General features: G+C 60.4%; 16 protein-coding genes. 9 read left to right on the forward strand and 7 right to left on the reverse strand.

The genetic code is table 11. The annotated features are described in order from the left end of the window. The first annotated feature begins 140 nt into the window (after positions 1 to 140). The 4 genes from J4E42_RS19290 to J4E42_RS19305 all read left to right on the forward strand — a co-directional run bounded on the left by J4E42_RS19290 (position 141) and on the right by J4E42_RS19305 (position 3,998). Positions 141 to 617 (forward strand): hypothetical protein, encoded by a 477-nt coding sequence (locus J4E42_RS19290; protein WP_207285907.1) that lies wholly within the window; start codon positions 141 to 143, stop codon positions 615 to 617. 58 nt (positions 618 to 675) lie between these two features. Further along, a complete protein-coding gene (locus tag J4E42_RS19295; protein ID WP_207285908.1) occupies positions 676 to 921 on the forward strand; it encodes a hypothetical protein in 246 nt (81 codons plus the stop codon). 259 nt (positions 922 to 1,180) lie between these two features. Beyond that, positions 1,181 to 2,530 carry a gluconate:H+ symporter gene (locus J4E42_RS19300; RefSeq protein ID WP_207285909.1) on the forward strand — a complete coding sequence of 450 codons (1,350 nt, stop codon included), beginning with the start codon at positions 1,181 to 1,183 and terminating at the stop codon, positions 2,528 to 2,530. A 142-nt stretch (positions 2,531 to 2,672) separates the two neighbouring features. Then, the gene (locus J4E42_RS19305; RefSeq protein WP_207285910.1) at positions 2,673 to 3,998 is read left to right on the forward strand and encodes an OprD family porin; all 1,326 of its coding nucleotides are present in this window, start codon (positions 2,673 to 2,675) and stop codon (positions 3,996 to 3,998) included. Positions 3,999 to 4,466: 468 nt separating this feature from the next. Here J4E42_RS19305 and J4E42_RS19310 read toward each other — a convergent pair whose 3' ends face one another. Together J4E42_RS19310 and J4E42_RS19315 are read right to left on the reverse strand one after the other, a co-directional pair. Then, positions 4,467 to 5,309 carry an NAD-dependent protein deacetylase gene (locus tag J4E42_RS19310; RefSeq protein WP_207285911.1) on the reverse strand — a complete coding sequence of 281 codons (843 nt, stop codon included), beginning with the start codon at positions 5,307 to 5,309 and terminating at the stop codon, positions 4,467 to 4,469. Between the two features lie 139 nt (positions 5,310 to 5,448). Next, entirely contained in the window at positions 5,449 to 6,495 is a 1,047-nt protein-coding gene (locus J4E42_RS19315; RefSeq protein ID WP_207285912.1) for a class I SAM-dependent methyltransferase, read from the reverse strand. A gap of 426 nt (positions 6,496 to 6,921) precedes the next feature. On the opposite strand from J4E42_RS19315, the gene J4E42_RS19320 reads away from it, so the two are divergent. From J4E42_RS19320 to J4E42_RS19330, 3 genes are all read left to right on the forward strand, one after another. Next, positions 6,922 to 8,256 (forward strand): acetamidase/formamidase family protein, encoded by a 1,335-nt coding sequence (locus tag J4E42_RS19320; protein ID WP_207285913.1) that lies wholly within the window; start codon positions 6,922 to 6,924, stop codon positions 8,254 to 8,256. A gap of 144 nt (positions 8,257 to 8,400) precedes the next feature. Next, positions 8,401 to 9,240, forward strand: coding sequence for a DUF692 domain-containing protein (locus J4E42_RS19325; RefSeq protein WP_207285914.1), 840 nt, complete (start codon positions 8,401 to 8,403; stop codon positions 9,238 to 9,240). Next, entirely contained in the window at positions 9,233 to 9,988 is a 756-nt protein-coding gene (locus J4E42_RS19330) for a DUF2063 domain-containing protein (protein ID WP_207285915.1), read from the forward strand. The genes J4E42_RS19325 and J4E42_RS19330 overlap by 8 nt, the downstream gene beginning before the upstream one ends. A 149-nt stretch (positions 9,989 to 10,137) precedes the next feature. Here J4E42_RS19330 and J4E42_RS19335 read toward each other — a convergent pair whose 3' ends face one another. The 5 genes from J4E42_RS19335 to J4E42_RS19355 form a co-directional block, all read right to left on the reverse strand. Next, positions 10,138 to 11,085, reverse strand: coding sequence for a phosphatidate cytidylyltransferase (locus J4E42_RS19335; RefSeq protein WP_192418604.1), 948 nt, complete (start codon positions 11,083 to 11,085; stop codon positions 10,138 to 10,140). Beyond that, complete coding sequence (locus tag J4E42_RS19340; RefSeq protein WP_008028204.1) at positions 11,082 to 11,681, reverse strand: 1-acyl-sn-glycerol-3-phosphate acyltransferase; 600 nt, start codon at positions 11,679 to 11,681, stop codon at positions 11,082 to 11,084. Before J4E42_RS19340 ends, J4E42_RS19335 begins: the two co-directional genes overlap by 4 nt. Next, the gene (locus tag J4E42_RS19345) at positions 11,668 to 12,300 is read right to left on the reverse strand and encodes a CDP-alcohol phosphatidyltransferase family protein (protein WP_207285916.1); all 633 of its coding nucleotides are present in this window, start codon (positions 12,298 to 12,300) and stop codon (positions 11,668 to 11,670) included. Before J4E42_RS19345 ends, J4E42_RS19340 begins: the two co-directional genes overlap by 14 nt. Positions 12,301 to 12,491: 191 nt before the next feature. Beyond that, positions 12,492 to 13,799: an ATP-binding protein gene (locus tag J4E42_RS19350; protein ID WP_207285917.1), complete on the reverse strand. Its 1,308-nt coding sequence runs from the start codon at positions 13,797 to 13,799 to the stop codon at positions 12,492 to 12,494. Beyond that, positions 13,796 to 14,536 (reverse strand): response regulator, encoded by a 741-nt coding sequence (locus J4E42_RS19355; protein WP_008028195.1) that lies wholly within the window; start codon positions 14,534 to 14,536, stop codon positions 13,796 to 13,798. Before J4E42_RS19355 ends, J4E42_RS19350 begins: the two co-directional genes overlap by 4 nt. Before the next feature lie 305 nt (positions 14,537 to 14,841). On the opposite strand from J4E42_RS19355, the gene J4E42_RS19360 reads away from it, so the two are divergent. Further along, positions 14,842 to 15,102, forward strand: coding sequence for a DUF2790 domain-containing protein (locus J4E42_RS19360; protein ID WP_008043296.1), 261 nt, complete (start codon positions 14,842 to 14,844; stop codon positions 15,100 to 15,102). Between the two features lie 48 nt (positions 15,103 to 15,150). Next, positions 15,151 to 15,363: a hypothetical protein gene (locus J4E42_RS19365; RefSeq protein WP_207285918.1), complete on the forward strand. Its 213-nt coding sequence runs from the start codon at positions 15,151 to 15,153 to the stop codon at positions 15,361 to 15,363. Positions 15,364 to 15,373: the final 10 nt, after the last annotated feature.

The following is a 15,373-nucleotide window of genomic DNA, read 5'->3' on the forward strand; positions in this document are numbered from 1 at the left end:
AGCGTGGTATCGACTGATGGACAGGGACGACCCCACGCCAGCGCCCTGAAAACAAATACTACTTGTTGCTTGTTGTAGGTGTTGACGCCTAGTAGTTGGTTCTGTATCTTACGAAAACACACACAGAAAGGGCTGATTTCATGAGCAAACTAATAGACACCTACAACTCGCTCGAAGTCGTTTCCCAGGGTGAATTCAATCGCCGCTTTCCAGGGAAAAACACGATTGGTGACGTCGTGTTGGGGATGGGGGATCTCGTTGAGTCCTTGAAAGAAGACTGCGGTCTGTCGCTGCGCAAGATCGCTGATATCGCGGGGGTTTCCGTGGCCGGTCTTGATCGCTGGCGGAACAACGGCTACGGCAGCAAGAAACATTGTGAAAAGCTCATGAGTTATTGCGAGCAACGCGTGCAAGGGACCGACACAAAAAACGAGACGGCGATTCTTCCGAGTGCCAGCGTGGCTGAAAGCCTACGTCTGTGCAGCCCCGCGCAGTTGGAGAAGGTTATTCAAGAGGCGCTGCAGGCTCGCCTCGGCTTCCCCGATTCGCTTGTTTGCACCTTGATCAAGATGGAGGCCGGCACCGATGGCCACCGGCTGGAAATAGTGGTGCGATGATCCGCAAGAAATGCCTTTGCCTTAGCGCTTGAACATCAATATTTCAGGGAAGCAAAAAATGAACGTCACGCAAATTTCGGCTTCGCATAAGGCACTTGAAGTGCTCATGGTCAATGCGGCAAAGCTGCCGGCAGGTGAGGAACGAAAAATACGTCAAATCATTGGTGAAACGGATTGGGAACCTTTGATACGCCAGACTCGCCACTACCTCGGCAAACAGGTTCGCGCCAATCCTGAGCGGTTCGGATTGGTATTCGTTCGCCGCGCAGGGAGCATCGCGGTCTATAAGAAGTTTTGCATTTAATACACCTTCTGAATGTGTTTGATCGGCCCCAGCCACGTTCACCCGACTCACACATTTCCTGCCTCAAAACCGCACACAAACAGGCCAGGCGCGATGAAAATCCGCCTGGCCCAGTTTCAAAAAACACGACCCCCCATACCTCTGTACGACAACCCTTATCCCTCTACGAAAATTACTTTCGCCTCGTTTGAAAATCACCTCTCGAAATGTTTTATGAGTTTCACAACCCATTCGACGTGACCCTTTCGAGGAGTACCGCATGACCCTGTCCTTCGGCTATTGGCTGCTGGTGTATGCCGCCATCGCCATCATCGCGCTGATCGTTCTGATCGCCCGTTACCGGCTCAATCCCTTCATCGTCATCACCCTGGTCTCCATCGGCCTGGCATTGCTGGCCGGCATGCCGCCGTCCGGGGTGGTCGGCGCCTACGAGGCCGGTGTCGGCAAGACCCTGGGGCACATTGCGCTGGTGGTGGCGCTGGGCACGATGCTCGGCAAGATGATGGCCGAGTCCGGCGGTGCCGAGCAGGTGGCGCGCACCTTGATCGACCGTTTCGGCGAGAAGAACGCGCATTGGGCGATGGTGTGCATCGCGTTTTTGGTCGGGCTGCCATTGTTCTTCGAAGTCGGTTTTGTGTTGCTGGTGCCGATCGCCTTTACCGTGGCGCGCCGGGTCGGCGTGTCGATCCTGATGGTCGGTTTGCCGATGGTCGCCGGGCTGTCGGTGGTCCATGCGCTGGTGCCGCCGCACCCGGCGGCGATGCTCGCGGTGCAGGTGTATCAGGCGTCGGTGGGGCAGACGTTGATGTATGCGATTTTGATCGGCATTCCAACCGCGATCATCGCCGGCCCGCTGTACGCCAAATTCATCGTGCCGCGTATTCAACTGCCGGCGGAAAACCCGTTGGAACGGCAGTTCCTCGAGCGCGAACCGCGCGACAGCCTGCCGGGTTTCGGCATCACCATGGCGACCATTCTGTTGCCGGTGCTGCTGATGCTGATCGGCGGCTGGGCCAACCTGATTTCCACACCGGGCAGCGGTTTCAACCAGTTCTTGCTGTTCATCGGCAACTCGGTGATCGCGCTGCTGCTGGCGACCTTGCTGAGCTTCTGGACCCTCGGCCTCGCCCAGGGCTTCAACCGCGAATCGATCCTCAAGTTCACCAACGAATGCCTGGCACCGACCGCCAGCATCACCTTGCTGGTGGGCGCCGGCGGCGGCTTGAACCGGATCCTGGTGGACGCCGGGGTCACCGACCAGATCGTCAGTCTGGCCCATGAATTTCACCTGTCGCCATTGCTGATGGGCTGGCTGTTCGCCGCGCTGATGCGCATCGCCACCGGATCCGCCACGGTGGCTATGACCACCGCGTCGGGCATTGTGGCGCCGGTGGCCATTGGTCTGGGGTATCCGCATCCGGAGTTGCTGGTGCTGGCGACCGGCGCCGGGTCGGTGATCTTTTCCCACGTCAACGACGGCGGCTTCTGGTTGATCAAGGAATACTTCAACATGACCGTCACCCAGACGTTCAAGACCTGGACCGTGCTGGAGACCATTATTTCAGTGGTCGCCTTCGCGTTGACCGTGGGTCTTTCTTACCTGATCTAGCTCGAACACTCCGATCGCTTTCCTCAAGGCTCATGGTCACTCATCGAGCGCGGCATTGTGCGCGCCGCGGTTGAGTGCCCGTGGCGGACAGCGGTCGGCAAAAACTCAAAAAAAACATAAAAAAATGACCCAGGAGCACCGTATGTTCAAGCGAGCAATCCCCACCGCACTTTTGCTGGCCACCGGTTCGATGTGCGCACAGGCAGCCGATACTGCCGCGCACGGTTTTCTGGAGGACAGCAAAGCCACGCTGTCGATGCGCACTTTGTATTTCAACAGCGATAACCGCGATGGCACGGCAGACCCGTCGAAAACCGAGGAGGCCGCGCAGGGTTTTGTGCTGCGCTATGAGTCCGGTTTTACTCAGGGCACGGTCGGGTTCGGGGTGGATGCGCAAGCGTTGCTCGGTGTGACGCTGGACAGCGGCGCGGGTCGCCACGTGGGCAGCGGCATGATCCCGACTGACGGCGACGGTGCTGCCGACACCTGGAGCAGCTTCGGCCCTACGGCAAAGATGCGCATCTCAAAAACAGAGTTCCGCTACGGCACCTTGCTGCCGAAACTGCCGATCCTGTTGTCGAACGATGCCCGCGTATTGCCGCAGTCGTTCACCGGTGCGCAGGTCACCTCGAATGACATCGATGGCTTGATGCTGACCAGTGGCGTGCTTGAGCACGCGGTGGGCCGCGCCTCGACGGACCGGACTGGTTTGTCGGTGCCGGGCGCCACCCAGGACAGCAACAAGTTCTACTTCGCCGGCGGTGACTACTTCATCACCAAGGAACTGAAGGCGCAGTACTACTTCGCGCAGATGGAAGACTTCTACAACCAGAACTTCTTCGGTCTGACCCATGTGCTGCCGATCGACAGCAAAAGCTCGTTCACCACCGATCTGCGTTACTTCAACACCACATCGACGGGCGCCAACAGTTCCGCCGCCGGCCGCGCACAAGGCTACCGCACCTCGGGTTATACCGAGGACAACAACGGTGAAATCGACAACAACACCTGGGTGGCGATGATCACCTATGTGAACGGTGGCCACTCGGTGTCGCTGGGGCATCAACAGGTGGGTGACGGCAGCAACTTCGTGCAGCCCAACCAAGGCAGCCTGGTCGATAAAGGGGCGGGTGGTGGCAGTGTTTACCTGCCGACGGACCGCATGATCCAGAGCTTTACACGTGCGGGCGAGCAGACGAACTTCGGTCAGTATTCCTATGACTTCGCGCCTTTGGGCGTGCCGGGCCTGAGAGCTTCGATTGCGTATCTGAAAGGGACTGACATCAAGGTTCGCAACGCGGGCGATCAGTCCGAGTGGGAGCGCGATATGACCCTGGACTACGTGCTGCAATCGGGGTCGCTCAAGGGGCTTGGTTTCAGCGTGCGCAACGGCAAGTCGAATACCGATGCGGGCCGTAACGTTGATCAGAATCGCTTTATCATCAACTACACATTGTCGCTGCTGTAATCGCCCACGGGTTTCAGGCGAACACGGCCCTTGTAGGAGCCGGCTTGCCGGCGATTGGGCCTTGAGGTTTGTGTTGTTTTCGCGGACGCCATCGCCGGCAAGCCGGCTCCTACAGGGTATGTGTTGTGTCCGTTGGTGTCAGGCAAGCACGGTCTTTGTAGGAGCCGGCTTGCCGGCGATTGGGCCTTGAGGTTTGTGGTGCTTTTGCGGACGCCATCGCCGGCAAGCCGGCTCCTACAGGTTTGGTGGGGTGTCAGGTGAATACGGACCCTTGTAGGAGCCGGCTTGCTGGCGATTGGGCTTTGAGGTTTGTGGTGTTTGTGCGGACGCCATCGCCAGCAAGCCAGCTCCTACAGGTTTGGTGGAGTGTCAGGTGAATACAGACCCTTGTAGGAGCCGGCTTGCTGGCGATTCAGGCGGCGCGGTGTATCCGTTACGCCGCCATCGCCGGCAAGGTATGCATTGTTGTTACGGTGTCAGGCGCTGGGTCAGCAACGGCAATAGTTGTTCACACGAAGCCTCGATTTTCAGATCGAGGATGTCATCCGCCCGCGTCTTGCCCAGGTTAATCGCTATCAGTGGCTTGCCCTGATCCGCCACCGCCCGGCATAACCGAAACGCCGAATACGCCATCAACGAAGACCCCACCACCAGCAATCCCGCCGCTTTTTCCACCGCAGCCATTGCCTTGGCTGCCGTCACCTGCGCCACGTTCTCGCCAAAAAACACCACGTCCGGTTTCATTCGCTCGCCCGCGCAATGCGGGCAATGCGGTACCTGAAACCGCGCTTCGAATGCCGCGTCGAGCAGCGTGTCGCCGTCCGGCGCCTGCACCGCATCCACGCCGGCCAGGTACGGGTTCTGGGTTTCCATCAACTGCTGGATCGAATCCCGCTCACTGCGCTGCCCGCAATCCAGGCACAGCACCCGGTGCAGGCTGCCATGCAGTTCGATCACGTCGTGGCTGCCGGCCTGGTCGTGCAAGGTGTCGACGTTCTGGGTGATCAGCCCGCTGATCTGTCGGGTGCTTTGCAGGTTGGCGAGGGCTTCATGCGCCACATTTGGCTGAGCCTGACGCACCCGCGGCCAGCCGAGCATCGCTCGCGCCCAATAGCGGCGTCGGGATTCCGGGGCGCTGAGGAATTCCTGATACATCATCGGTTGCCGGCCACGGCGCACGCCCTGGTGGTCGCGGTAGTCCGGAATGCCCGACGGGGTGCTGATGCCGGCACCGGTCAGGACCACGAACGGCTGGTCGGTCATGAACTGCTGGAGCCGGTCGAGTTGTTCGCGGGTGCGGCTGTCGAGCATGTTCAACACTCCGATGGGGCTGGGGTGTTTGAAGGGTAGCATTTAACCTGTAGGAGCCGGCTTGCTGCGGGCGGCGTTCCGACGATGGCGATCTTACGGACGCCATCGCCGGCAAGCCGGCTCCTACAAAGGGCAACGTTTACTTGCGCGCTTCGAGTATCAGGTTGAACGGTGTTTCCGTCGCCCGACGGAATGTGCTGAATCCCGCTTCCGTAAACACCTTGCGCAACCGCGCCTCACCGGCCTGGGCGCCGAGCCCGAGGCCGACTTCCTGGGACAGCGAGTTCGGGGTGCAAATGAACGTCGAGGCGGCGTAGAACAACCGGCCAACCGGGGTAACGTTGTCGTCTAGCTTGTCGTTGGCGAACGGTTCCACCAGCAGCACCGTGCCGTCCGGCTTCAGCGACTCATAGGCGTGCCGCGCCGCGCCCACCGGGTCGCCCATGTCATGCAGGCAGTCGAAATAGCAGATCAGGTCGTAGTCGTCGCCGGGGTAGCTTTTTGCCGTGCCCTGGAAGAACCGCGCCCGCCCGGACACACCGCCTTCCTCGGCGCGCTGGTTGGCGACGGTGACGGACGGCGCGTGGTAGTCGAAACCGACGAACCGCGAGTCCGGGAACGCCTGGGCCATGATCACCGTCGATGCGCCATGCCCGCATCCGATGTCCGCGACCTTGGCGCCAGCCTCCAGTTTGGCGACGACACCTTCAAGGGATGGTAGCCATTTGGCGACCAGGTGCGCCTTGTAGCCGGGCCGGAAGAACCGTTCCGTGCCGCTGAACATGCACGGATGGTGTTCGCCCCAGGGCAGGGCACCGTTGCCGCGCATGGCTTTGACCAGTTTGTCCTTGTCATGGAAAAACGACGCGACCACCCCGATACCGCCCGCCACGTAGACCGGTGAGTCTTCGATCGCCAGCGCCAGGGCTTGTTCTTCGGGCAGGCGGAACTGGCCGTCGCGGTGTTCCATGTAACCGGACGCGGCGTGGGCGCTGAGCCATTCGCGCAGCAGGCGGGGGTTGCAGCCGGTTTTCTCGGCGAGTGTTTCGGGGCTGATCAACTGACTGTCGGCCATCGCCCGGTACAGCCCGAGCTCTTCGCCGAGGATGACGTTGGCGAGCATCGCCGCGCCGCCCATGTCGTTCACCAGTTTGCCCATGAAATCGTTGAGTCTGGCCTCGTCCATCACGTGTGCTCCTTCAGCTGGATCACGGTCCAGGGGCATTCTTTGTCGAGGCATTCGCCTCTGGGCAGTGGTCGTGGAAATGATCAGGACGGTGAGTGCGTCCTGCGTGCAGTAAGTTTAGTCCGCAGGCCGTGGGCTGCCGGGCGGAGCGACGAAAGCCCGCATTTGCCTGATTCACACACGTACCCCTGTAGGAGCGAGGCTTGCCCGCGAAGGCGGAGTGTCAGGCAACGAGGATTTGTCTGAAATATCGCCTTCGCGGGCAAGCCTCGCTCCTACAGGGGGACGTGTGTATCGGAGTGTATCTAACGTCCTGCTCGATACATTTCCCGCAAAACCGGCTCACTGCCGAACACAGCCCAGATACAAACCTGCGATGAACTGCACAGGCCGCTTGGCACCCTATACACCGTGAAGGGGACAACAATGACCACGCTCCAGCCTGAAACCGACCTGACATCCACCCCCGTCGATCGCCTGCGCGTCGACCAATACACCAGCGGCCTCATCGGCCCGAGCCAGCCGATGCTCGGCCCCTTGGCCGACGGCGGCACCCTGATCACCGGCACACCGCCGGGCTGCTGGGGGCCGATGATTACGCCGGCCTTCGAGGGCGGCCATGAAGTGACCCAACCGGTGGCCATTGCCGGTGCCGAAATCGGCGACGCCGTGGCGATCAAGATCAAAAGCATGCGCGTCACCTCGCTGGCCACGTCGTCCGGCGTGATGAGCTTCGTTGAAGGTCGCTACAACGGCGATCCGTTCGTCGCGAAATTCTGTAGCAAATGCGGCACCGAGCACCCGGCCAGCTATGTCGAAGGCATCGGCGAAGATTCGATTCGTTGCAGCAATTGCGGCGCCGAAGTCAGCGCTTTCCGCTTCAGCCACGGGTACGTGATCGTGTTCGATGCGCAGAATCAGGTCAGCCTGACCGTCAATCAGGACATCGCCAACCAACTGGCGGGTAACGCCTCCGAGATGTCGGCGCTGCCGGAGTTCGCCGCCCAGCATTCGATCCTGTCCCTGGCTCGCGCCGACATCCCCGGCGTTGCGGCGCATATGCGGCCGTTCCTCGGCAACATCGGCACCACGCCGTCGCGGGACTTGCCGGACTCGCACAACTGCGCCGATTTCGGCCAATACCTGATCGGCGCCCCGCACCGTTTCGGCATGACGCGTGAGGAACTGCACGCGGCCAAGACTGACGGTCACATGGACACCAACTCGATCCGCGAAGGCTGCGTATTGATCTGCCCGGTGAAAGTCCCGGGTGCCGGTGTGTACATGGGCGACATGCACGCCCAGCAGGGCAACGGCGAGATCGCCGGGCATGCCACCGACTGCTCCGGGGAAACCGAAGTGCAGGTCGAAGTGATCAAGCACCTGACACTGGAAGGCCCGATCCTCCTGCAAAACCTCGACGATCTGCCGCCAATGGCGCGGCCGATGAATGCCCTGCAACGGCAGAAAGTCCGCGAACTGGGCGAGCGTTGGGGCCAGACCGAGATCGAGCAGAGCGGCCCGATCACCTTCATCGGCAGTGGCGAAAACCTCAACGTGGCGGTGGAAAACGGCCTGAAACGTGCCGCTTCAGTCACGGGCCTGCCGTATGACGAAGTGCTCAACCGCGCGACCATCACCGGTTCCATCGACATCAGCCGCTTGCCCGGCACCGTGCGCGTGACCTTCCTGTGCCCGATGAACGTGCTCGATCGCATTGGCATCGGCCATCTGGTGCGCGAGAAATACGACCTGGCGTGACGCCCAACGGCGGCTCTGTACCGAAGTGTGTACAGACCCGCCGGCGATACAACCGCCGCGATTTTCTGCCGGAACGCAACACAGGCCCGATACACCGTTTCGGTTAACTGTGATTACGTTCTGACAACCTTTGAGATCGACATCATGCAGACTTCCAACACATCAACGAAGGCCACCGTCGGACTTGGCCTGCGCCGCGGTTTGATGAAAGACCTTCAAGCCGCCCGCGTGGGCGATTTCGACTTTCTGGAAGTCGCGCCGGAGAACTGGATCGGCATCGGCGGCGCCCATGGCGCGGCACTGCGGGGCCTGGCCGAGCGCTATCCGCTGTCCTGCCATGGTTTGTCCCTGTCATTGGGCGGGCCGGCGCCGCTGGACGTCGGGTTCCTGCAAGAAGTGCGGGTGTTTCTCGATCAGTACAACGTGCCGCTGTACAGCGAACACCTGAGCTACTGCAGCGATGACGGTCACCTGTACGACCTGTTGCCGCTGCCCTTTACCGAAGAAGCGGTGCACCACGTCGCCGCGCGCATTCGTCAGTCCCAGGACATTCTCGGTCGGCGCCTGGCGGTGGAAAACGTCTCGTATTACGCCGCGCCGCAGCAGGACATGGACGAGCTGACGTTCACCAACGCGGTGCTGCGCGAAGCCGATTGCGACCTGTTGCTGGACGTCAACAATGTGTATGTCAACTCAATCAACCACGATTTTGATCCGCAGGTTTTTCTGGCCGGCATCGATTCGGACCGGGTGGTGGCGATGCACGTGGCCGGGCATTTCGATGAGTCCGACACGTTGAAAATCGACACCCACGGTGCCTCGGTGAAACCGGTGGTGTGGTCGTTGCTGGCCCAGGCTTATGCGCGGTTCGGCGCGCAACCGACGTTGCTTGAACGGGATTTCAATTTCCCGGCGTTCTCTGAACTGGTGGCTGAATTGCAGACCATCCGCCGCTTGCAGGCCAAGGGGGTGAACCATGGTTGATTCAGGCCTGTTTCAGCAGCAAAACACCTTGGGGCTTTACCTGCGTGACCCCGATCACTGCGCGCCACCGGCCGGAATGGACGTGGCGCGGGCACAGGTTTATCGCGACCTTGTTTTCAATAACCTCTCGATCTTGCTCAGCGGCACTTTTCCGGTGTTGATCAAGATTCTTGGCGATGAGCGCTGGGGTTCGCTGGTGCGCATCTTCTTGCGGGACCACCGCGCACAAACGCCGAAATTCGGTGAGATCGCCAGGGAGTTTGTCGACTTTCTCGCGTCAGAACCGCCTGCGTTGTACGAGGGGGCGTGGCCGCCGTTCCTGGTGGAACTGGCGCATTACGAGTGGATCGAGATGGTGTTGCAACAGTCCGACGCCGAGCCATTGCCAGCGAGTGATGTCGGGCTGCTGCTGGATCGACCGTTGCAGATTTCACCGCTGGCCTGGCCGTTGGCGTATGCCTGGCCGGTGCAGTTGGTGGGGCCGGACTATCAGCCTGAAACACCTCCGGCTCAGCCGACGTTGCTGTTGGTTCGTCGGGCGGAGGACTGGAGTGTGAAGTTTTCCGAACTGAGCCCGCTGGCCTGGCGCTTGTTGCAGCGGATCGACGAGTTTCCCCAACTGAGCGGACGTGAGCAGCTGGAAGGATTGGCCGTCGAAGCGGGGGCGGCGGGATCGCAGGGTTTCATCGACAGCGGAGCGGCGTTGTTGCGGCAGATGCACGGGGAAGGAGTAGTTGGACTGCAGTAACACCGCACACCTTTGTAGGAGCCGGCTTGCTGGCGATAGCGGTCCAACAATCAACATTGATGTCGCCTGACACACAGCTATCGCCAGCAAGCCGGCTCCTACAAGGAGTCGGGGTGTCAGGAAACAGTGGTGTGTCAGGTATTAGTGGCTTATGTGGCGGAGAAGAAGTACCGCGTCAGGTGAAAGAAGATCGGTGCCGCGAAGCAGATCGAGTCCATCCGGTCGAGCATGCCGCCGTGGCCCTTGATCATGGTGCCCCAGTCCTTGGCGCTGAGGCTGCGCTTGATCGCCGACATCACCAGGCCGCCCAGGAAACCCATCACCACAATCACGAACGACATCATCAGCGACTGCCAGAAACTGAACGGTGTCATCCAGAACATGCAGCCGCCAATCAGCGTGGCCGACAAACCGCCGCCGACCAGGCCTTCCACGGTTTTCGACGGGCTCACCAGCGGCGCAACCTTGTGCTTGCCGAAGAGCTTGCCGAACACGTACTGCAACACGTCACTCAACTGCACGACGAACACCAGGTAGAACAGCAGCAGCGCGTTCTGGCCCTGGAAGCCTTCCAGGTCCAGCAGCAACAACGCCGGCGCGTGGCTGATGCAGTAGACGCAAATCATCACCCCCCACTGAATTTTGGCTGCCCGTTCCAGGAAGGCGTCGGTGTCCTGGCTCAGCACCGCAATCGCCGGCAACAGCAGGAAGGCGTACACCGGAATCAACAGCGTGAACAGCGAATACCAGTGGGTGCCGATCAGTACGTATTGCAGCGGAATCAGGATGAAAAACGCCGAAAACAGCGCGTTATGGTCGCCAGGCCGGGTCGGTGTCAGGGTGATGAATTCCCGGAGCGCGAACAGGGAAATGAAGCCGAACAGAATGACCGTCGCGTTCCCGCCCAGCAGGTAGGACACGAAGAAAATGATCACCATCCCCCACCAGGCATTTACGCGCTGGTTGAGGTTTTCGATGGTCGAGACCGAACCCTCTGTCGTCGCCCGCTTGGCCAGTATCCGGCCGATGATCGAAGCGATCGCCAACAGGGCGGCAATGGCGCCGAAGAACCACAAAAACTTTTCATCAAGATTCATTCCGACAACCTCACAATCGCGTCACGCGCCCGATCCAGAAACACCTGTTTTTCCTCGCCGCTGATCCGTTGCAGCGGATCGCCGATACGGATTGTGCAGATGATGGGCAGGGGGACGTGTTTGCCTTTTGGCATGGAGCGATGCAGGTTTTCCAGGTAGATAGGCACCAGGTCAACCTCAGGGAATGTCTCGGCCAAGCGGAACAGACCCGATTTGAAAGGACCGGGCAACGCCTCGCTGCCGCGCGTGCCTTCCGGAAAGATGATGATCGAATGGCCGGCGCGCACCACGTCGAAAATCGGCTCCAGTACGTTGACGCCGGGCGCGGGGTTGCGATCGATCAGCACCGCATTCAGGCCTTTCTGCGAGATGTATGACAGGAATTTGTTCTTTCCCCAGTAGTCAGCGGCCGCAACCGGTTTCACGTTCACTCGGGCTTCCGGTGGCAGGGCCGCGATGATTGCCAGGGTGTCCATATGGCTGGAGTGATTGGCGAAGTAGATACGCTGGCGTGTCAGGTCCGGCGGGCTTTCCCATCGGGCGGTGACGCCGATCACGAATCGAAGAACAGAAATCAGCGCGTTACTGATCCACATGAGGATTCCCCTTCAGTTCGCGCGAGATGGCCAGGCTTCGCGTGACGCAGGTCGCGGCGGAGCCGATGGCGATGATGACCAGCGCAATCAACAGCACGTAGTGAGTGGCATAAACGCTCGCTTCGACGGCATTCAGCAGCAGCCCGACCGTCATGACTGCCATTCGGTGTTGCTTGGCCATCGGGCCGATGAAGCTCTGTTTGAGACCGATCGAGCCGCCAAACACCCTGACGTAAGCCGTCAATGCCGCAGCCAGCGCGGCAAACCAGCCAAGGTCAGAGTAGCCGATGGCGTAGCCCAGGCCGACAATCAGCAGGCTGTCGGCAATCCGGTCGGGGAATTCGTTGTAGAGGCTGCCGATGTCGGATTTCTTGCCGCCCTCAATCGCGACCATGCCGTCGAAGAGGTTGCACAACAGGCGTAACTGAATGCCGAGGGCGCAGAGGATCGAGCCGATGACGCCCGTGTCGATATTGAGCGCGACGATGCCAGCGAGTGCGAAGGCGATACTGGCCAAGGAGATCTGATTGGGGGAGAGGTCCCTTTTCACCAACTGGTCGGTGACGTATTTGGCCCATCCCGCAGAACGCGTTTTGATGGGTCTTCTGTTTTCATCCATGTGCAATGTCCATATCAGTGATGAGGTACTGCCGAGTACAGCACAGCGGCGAATCACCGACTGCGCCCGACAATATAAAGGCTTTCCTTAGCCTTGGTTCAGGTTCTGTAGGAGCGAGGCTTGCCCGCGAAGAACGATGACACGGTTTTCAGGTAGAACCGTGTCGAGGCCTTCGCGGGCAAGCCTCGCTCCTACAAAGAGCGGGTGGGGAGCTTTAGCTCTGCGCAGAGTCCGCCGCCTTCGCGGTTGCTCAGCGTCAACGACCCGCCGAGGGCCAGCGCCAGTTGCTGGGCAATCGCCAGGCCCAGGCCGGTGCCGCCGGTGCTGCGGTTGCGAGAATTCTCCACGCGGTAGAACGGCTCCATCACGTGGGCGAGTTCTTCTTCGGCAATCCCGGGGCCGCGATCCATCACCTTCACCGACAAGCTGCCGCCAGGTTTCGATTCCACCTGCAGTTCCGCTGCGCCGGCGAATTTGAGTGCGTTGTCCGTGAGGTTCACCAGCACGCGGCGCAAGGCGTGCGGCCGGGTGTCGATGACGGTGTCACTTTTTCCGCTGAGCTGAACGTCTTTGCCCACGTCCTGATAGTCGAACACCAGGCTGTCGAGGAACGAATCCAGATCGGTGCGACGGCTCTCTTCGGTGGCGCCATGGACGCTGCGGGCATAGGCCACGCCTTCGCGCACCAGGTGCTCCATCTCGCCGAGGTCGTTCCACAGTTTGTCTTTTTCGTTGCAGTCGTCCATGAGCTCGGCGCGCAGTTTCATCCGAGTGATGGGGGTTTGCAGGTCGTGGGAAATCGCCGCCAGCAATTGCATGCGTTCTTTGAGGTATGCCGCGATACGCGCCTGCATGGCGTTGAAGGCCATGGCGGCGTGGGCGACTTCGGTCGGGCCTTTTTCGTCCAGGTGCACCGGGTGGGTGTTGGGGTCCAGCGTTTCGACGGCCTGTGCGAGGCGGGTGAGGGGGCGAATGGCGATTCTCACCGCCAGCCAGGTGCACAGAATCATCAGCAACAGTTGACCGAGCAAGACGACCGGCAACCAGGGCGACAACGGCACCATCGACGGACGCACGTCGATGGTGACCGGGCTGCCATCGGCCAGTTTCAGATGGACCTGGAAGTGTTTGACCGGACCGGGAATGTCCGTAACCGTCATCGGGTAATCCTTGCCGATGGCGTCCTTGATCGAGGTCATCGCGATAGGCGTATCGCTCATCGCCGTGCCGGGCGAACCTTCATCCAGCAAATAGCGGTAGTTGCGGCGATCCAGTTGTTGCAGCCAACTCATGCGTTCTTCGGCCGGCAAGCGGTCGAGGATGGCGATGGACGTTGAAACGTCGGTTTCCAGATTGCCCAGCATGGTGTTTTTCGCGCTTTCGTAGCGCTCGTAGTACTGCGCACCGAAAGACAAGACCTGCGCCAGAATCAGACCGATCAGGAATATCAGCGACAGGCGCGAGGCGAGGGTGCGGGGCCACCGCAGGGAAAGGTTCATGCGGGCGCCCCGAGGACTTCCACCGGCAGCGAAAACACATAGCCTTCGCTGCGCACGGTTTTGATGTAGGCCGGTTCCCGTGCGTCGTCGAGCAAGCGCTGACGCAGGCGGCTGACCAGCAAATCGATGGAGCGGTCGAACAGATCGGCATCGCGGCCCTGGGTCAGGTTCAGCAACTGGTCGCGGTTGAGCACCCGTTGCGGATGATCGAGGAACACCCGCAGCAGTCGATATTCCGCGCCGCTGAGCGCGACCATGGTGCCGTCGTCATCGAGCAGATGGCGGGCCGAGGTGTCCAGGCGCCAGCGACCGAAGGCCAGCAGGCGACCGCTTTCGGTGACCACCAGGTTGGGCGGCAGCATCCGCGTGCGCCGCAGCACCGCGTTGATCCGCGCCAGCAGTTCACGGGCGGCGAACGGCTTGACCAGGTAATCGTCGGCGCCCATTTCCAGGCCGATGATACGGTCGGTTTCATCGTTGCGCGCGGTGAGCATCAGCACCGGGGTGGTCTTGTGTTTGCCGGCGCGGATCTCGCGGCACAGCATCAGGCCATCGTCGCCCGGCATCATGATGTCGAGCACGATCAAGTCCACCGGCGTGGTCTCCAGGAACGCGCGCATCTGCCGGCCGTCCGCCACGACGGTGGTGCGCAGGCCGTTCTTCTTCAGGTAGTTGCCTACCAGCTCTCGAATCTCGCGGTCATCGTCCACGATGAGGATGTGATCGACGTGTTCCATGGGGCCAAGCCTCTTCAAATAGGGAGTGCGCACAGTCTATCGAGCCTTTGCCCGCTCGCCCGCCACCCTTTGTATTGCAGTGTATCTGGTGTGTCGGCGGATACACATGGACTTAAAAACCCGGGAATCCAGGGGTTTTGTATCGCTGTGTATCGGCAGGCCCCTTTGATACGTACCGATTTACACGCGCCGCTTCTCGACACAGACGAGATACCTCAGGGCCTTCTAATAGGTTCCATCGAGGCAAACCCAACCGCCTCGGCTCAATTGAACGATCTACCCATTGAAGCCTTGAGGACACCACCATGAACACCAAAGCCATCTACGCCGCTTGCCTGTTTGCCGCCCTGAACATCTGCACCCTGTCGGCCCGTGCCGAAGCCGACGTCAGCGCCAGGACCTACAGCTACGGCACGCACCTGGACATCAAGAAAGTGGTGTCGTTGACACAGGACACCACCAACGCCTGCGGGATTGTCGATGCCCAGCTGACTTACCTGGACTCCCAGAACAAAACCCAGGTGCTGGACTACCGAAAAATTGCTGACTGCAACGAAGACAACTGAGTCCTTCGCTGACCGATTGCCAATCCCCTTTGATACAGGAAGAACGCCATGAACAACGTAACCCGCTTTTTGACCGCCGCTGCCTTCGCCCTTGCCGGCGCCGCCGCTCACGCCAACGCCGCCGTTGAACAAAGCACTTGCGGTAGCAGCACCTGCTTCCAGCTGACCCCGGTGAACGAGCAGGGCGCCAATGATTTGCTGGTACAGGACGGTTCGAGCCGTACGCCGCAAGGGCAATTTCTGGATGAACAAACGGCCTGAAGCAACACCG

The sequence above is a fragment of the Pseudomonas sp. FW300-N2A2 genome (genome assembly GCF_017351735.1).
Classification (GTDB): Bacteria; Pseudomonadota; Gammaproteobacteria; order Pseudomonadales; family Pseudomonadaceae; genus Aquipseudomonas; species Aquipseudomonas migulae.

What these genes read in the sequence shown, in the direction of transcription:
- J4E42_RS19355 (WP_008028195.1), bottom strand. Translation starts at nt 14,536, where the DNA reads ATGGAACACGTCGATCACATCCTCATCGTGGACGATGACCGCGAGATT.
- J4E42_RS19335 (WP_192418604.1), bottom strand. Translation starts at nt 11,085, where the DNA reads ATGAATCTTGATGAAAAGTTTTTGTGGTTCTTCGGCGCCATTGCCGCC.
- J4E42_RS19330 (WP_207285915.1), top strand. Translation starts at nt 9,233, where the DNA reads ATGGTTGATTCAGGCCTGTTTCAGCAGCAAAACACCTTGGGGCTTTAC.
- J4E42_RS19320 (WP_207285913.1), top strand. Translation starts at nt 6,922, where the DNA reads ATGACCACGCTCCAGCCTGAAACCGACCTGACATCCACCCCCGTCGAT.
- J4E42_RS19345 (WP_207285916.1), bottom strand. Translation starts at nt 12,300, where the DNA reads ATGGATGAAAACAGAAGACCCATCAAAACGCGTTCTGCGGGATGGGCC.
- J4E42_RS19300 (WP_207285909.1), top strand. Translation starts at nt 1,181, where the DNA reads ATGACCCTGTCCTTCGGCTATTGGCTGCTGGTGTATGCCGCCATCGCC.
- J4E42_RS19340 (WP_008028204.1), bottom strand. Translation starts at nt 11,681, where the DNA reads ATGTGGATCAGTAACGCGCTGATTTCTGTTCTTCGATTCGTGATCGGC.
- J4E42_RS19360 (WP_008043296.1), top strand. Translation starts at nt 14,842, where the DNA reads ATGAACACCAAAGCCATCTACGCCGCTTGCCTGTTTGCCGCCCTGAAC.
- J4E42_RS19350 (WP_207285917.1), bottom strand. Translation starts at nt 13,799, where the DNA reads ATGAACCTTTCCCTGCGGTGGCCCCGCACCCTCGCCTCGCGCCTGTCG.
- J4E42_RS19315 (WP_207285912.1), bottom strand. Translation starts at nt 6,495, where the DNA reads ATGGACGAGGCCAGACTCAACGATTTCATGGGCAAACTGGTGAACGAC.
- J4E42_RS19305 (WP_207285910.1), top strand. Translation starts at nt 2,673, where the DNA reads ATGTTCAAGCGAGCAATCCCCACCGCACTTTTGCTGGCCACCGGTTCG.
- J4E42_RS19310 (WP_207285911.1), bottom strand. Translation starts at nt 5,309, where the DNA reads ATGCTCGACAGCCGCACCCGCGAACAACTCGACCGGCTCCAGCAGTTC.
- J4E42_RS19290 (WP_207285907.1), top strand. Translation starts at nt 141, where the DNA reads ATGAGCAAACTAATAGACACCTACAACTCGCTCGAAGTCGTTTCCCAG.
- J4E42_RS19365 (WP_207285918.1), top strand. Translation starts at nt 15,151, where the DNA reads ATGAACAACGTAACCCGCTTTTTGACCGCCGCTGCCTTCGCCCTTGCC.
- J4E42_RS19325 (WP_207285914.1), top strand. Translation starts at nt 8,401, where the DNA reads ATGCAGACTTCCAACACATCAACGAAGGCCACCGTCGGACTTGGCCTG.
- J4E42_RS19295 (WP_207285908.1), top strand. Translation starts at nt 676, where the DNA reads ATGAACGTCACGCAAATTTCGGCTTCGCATAAGGCACTTGAAGTGCTC.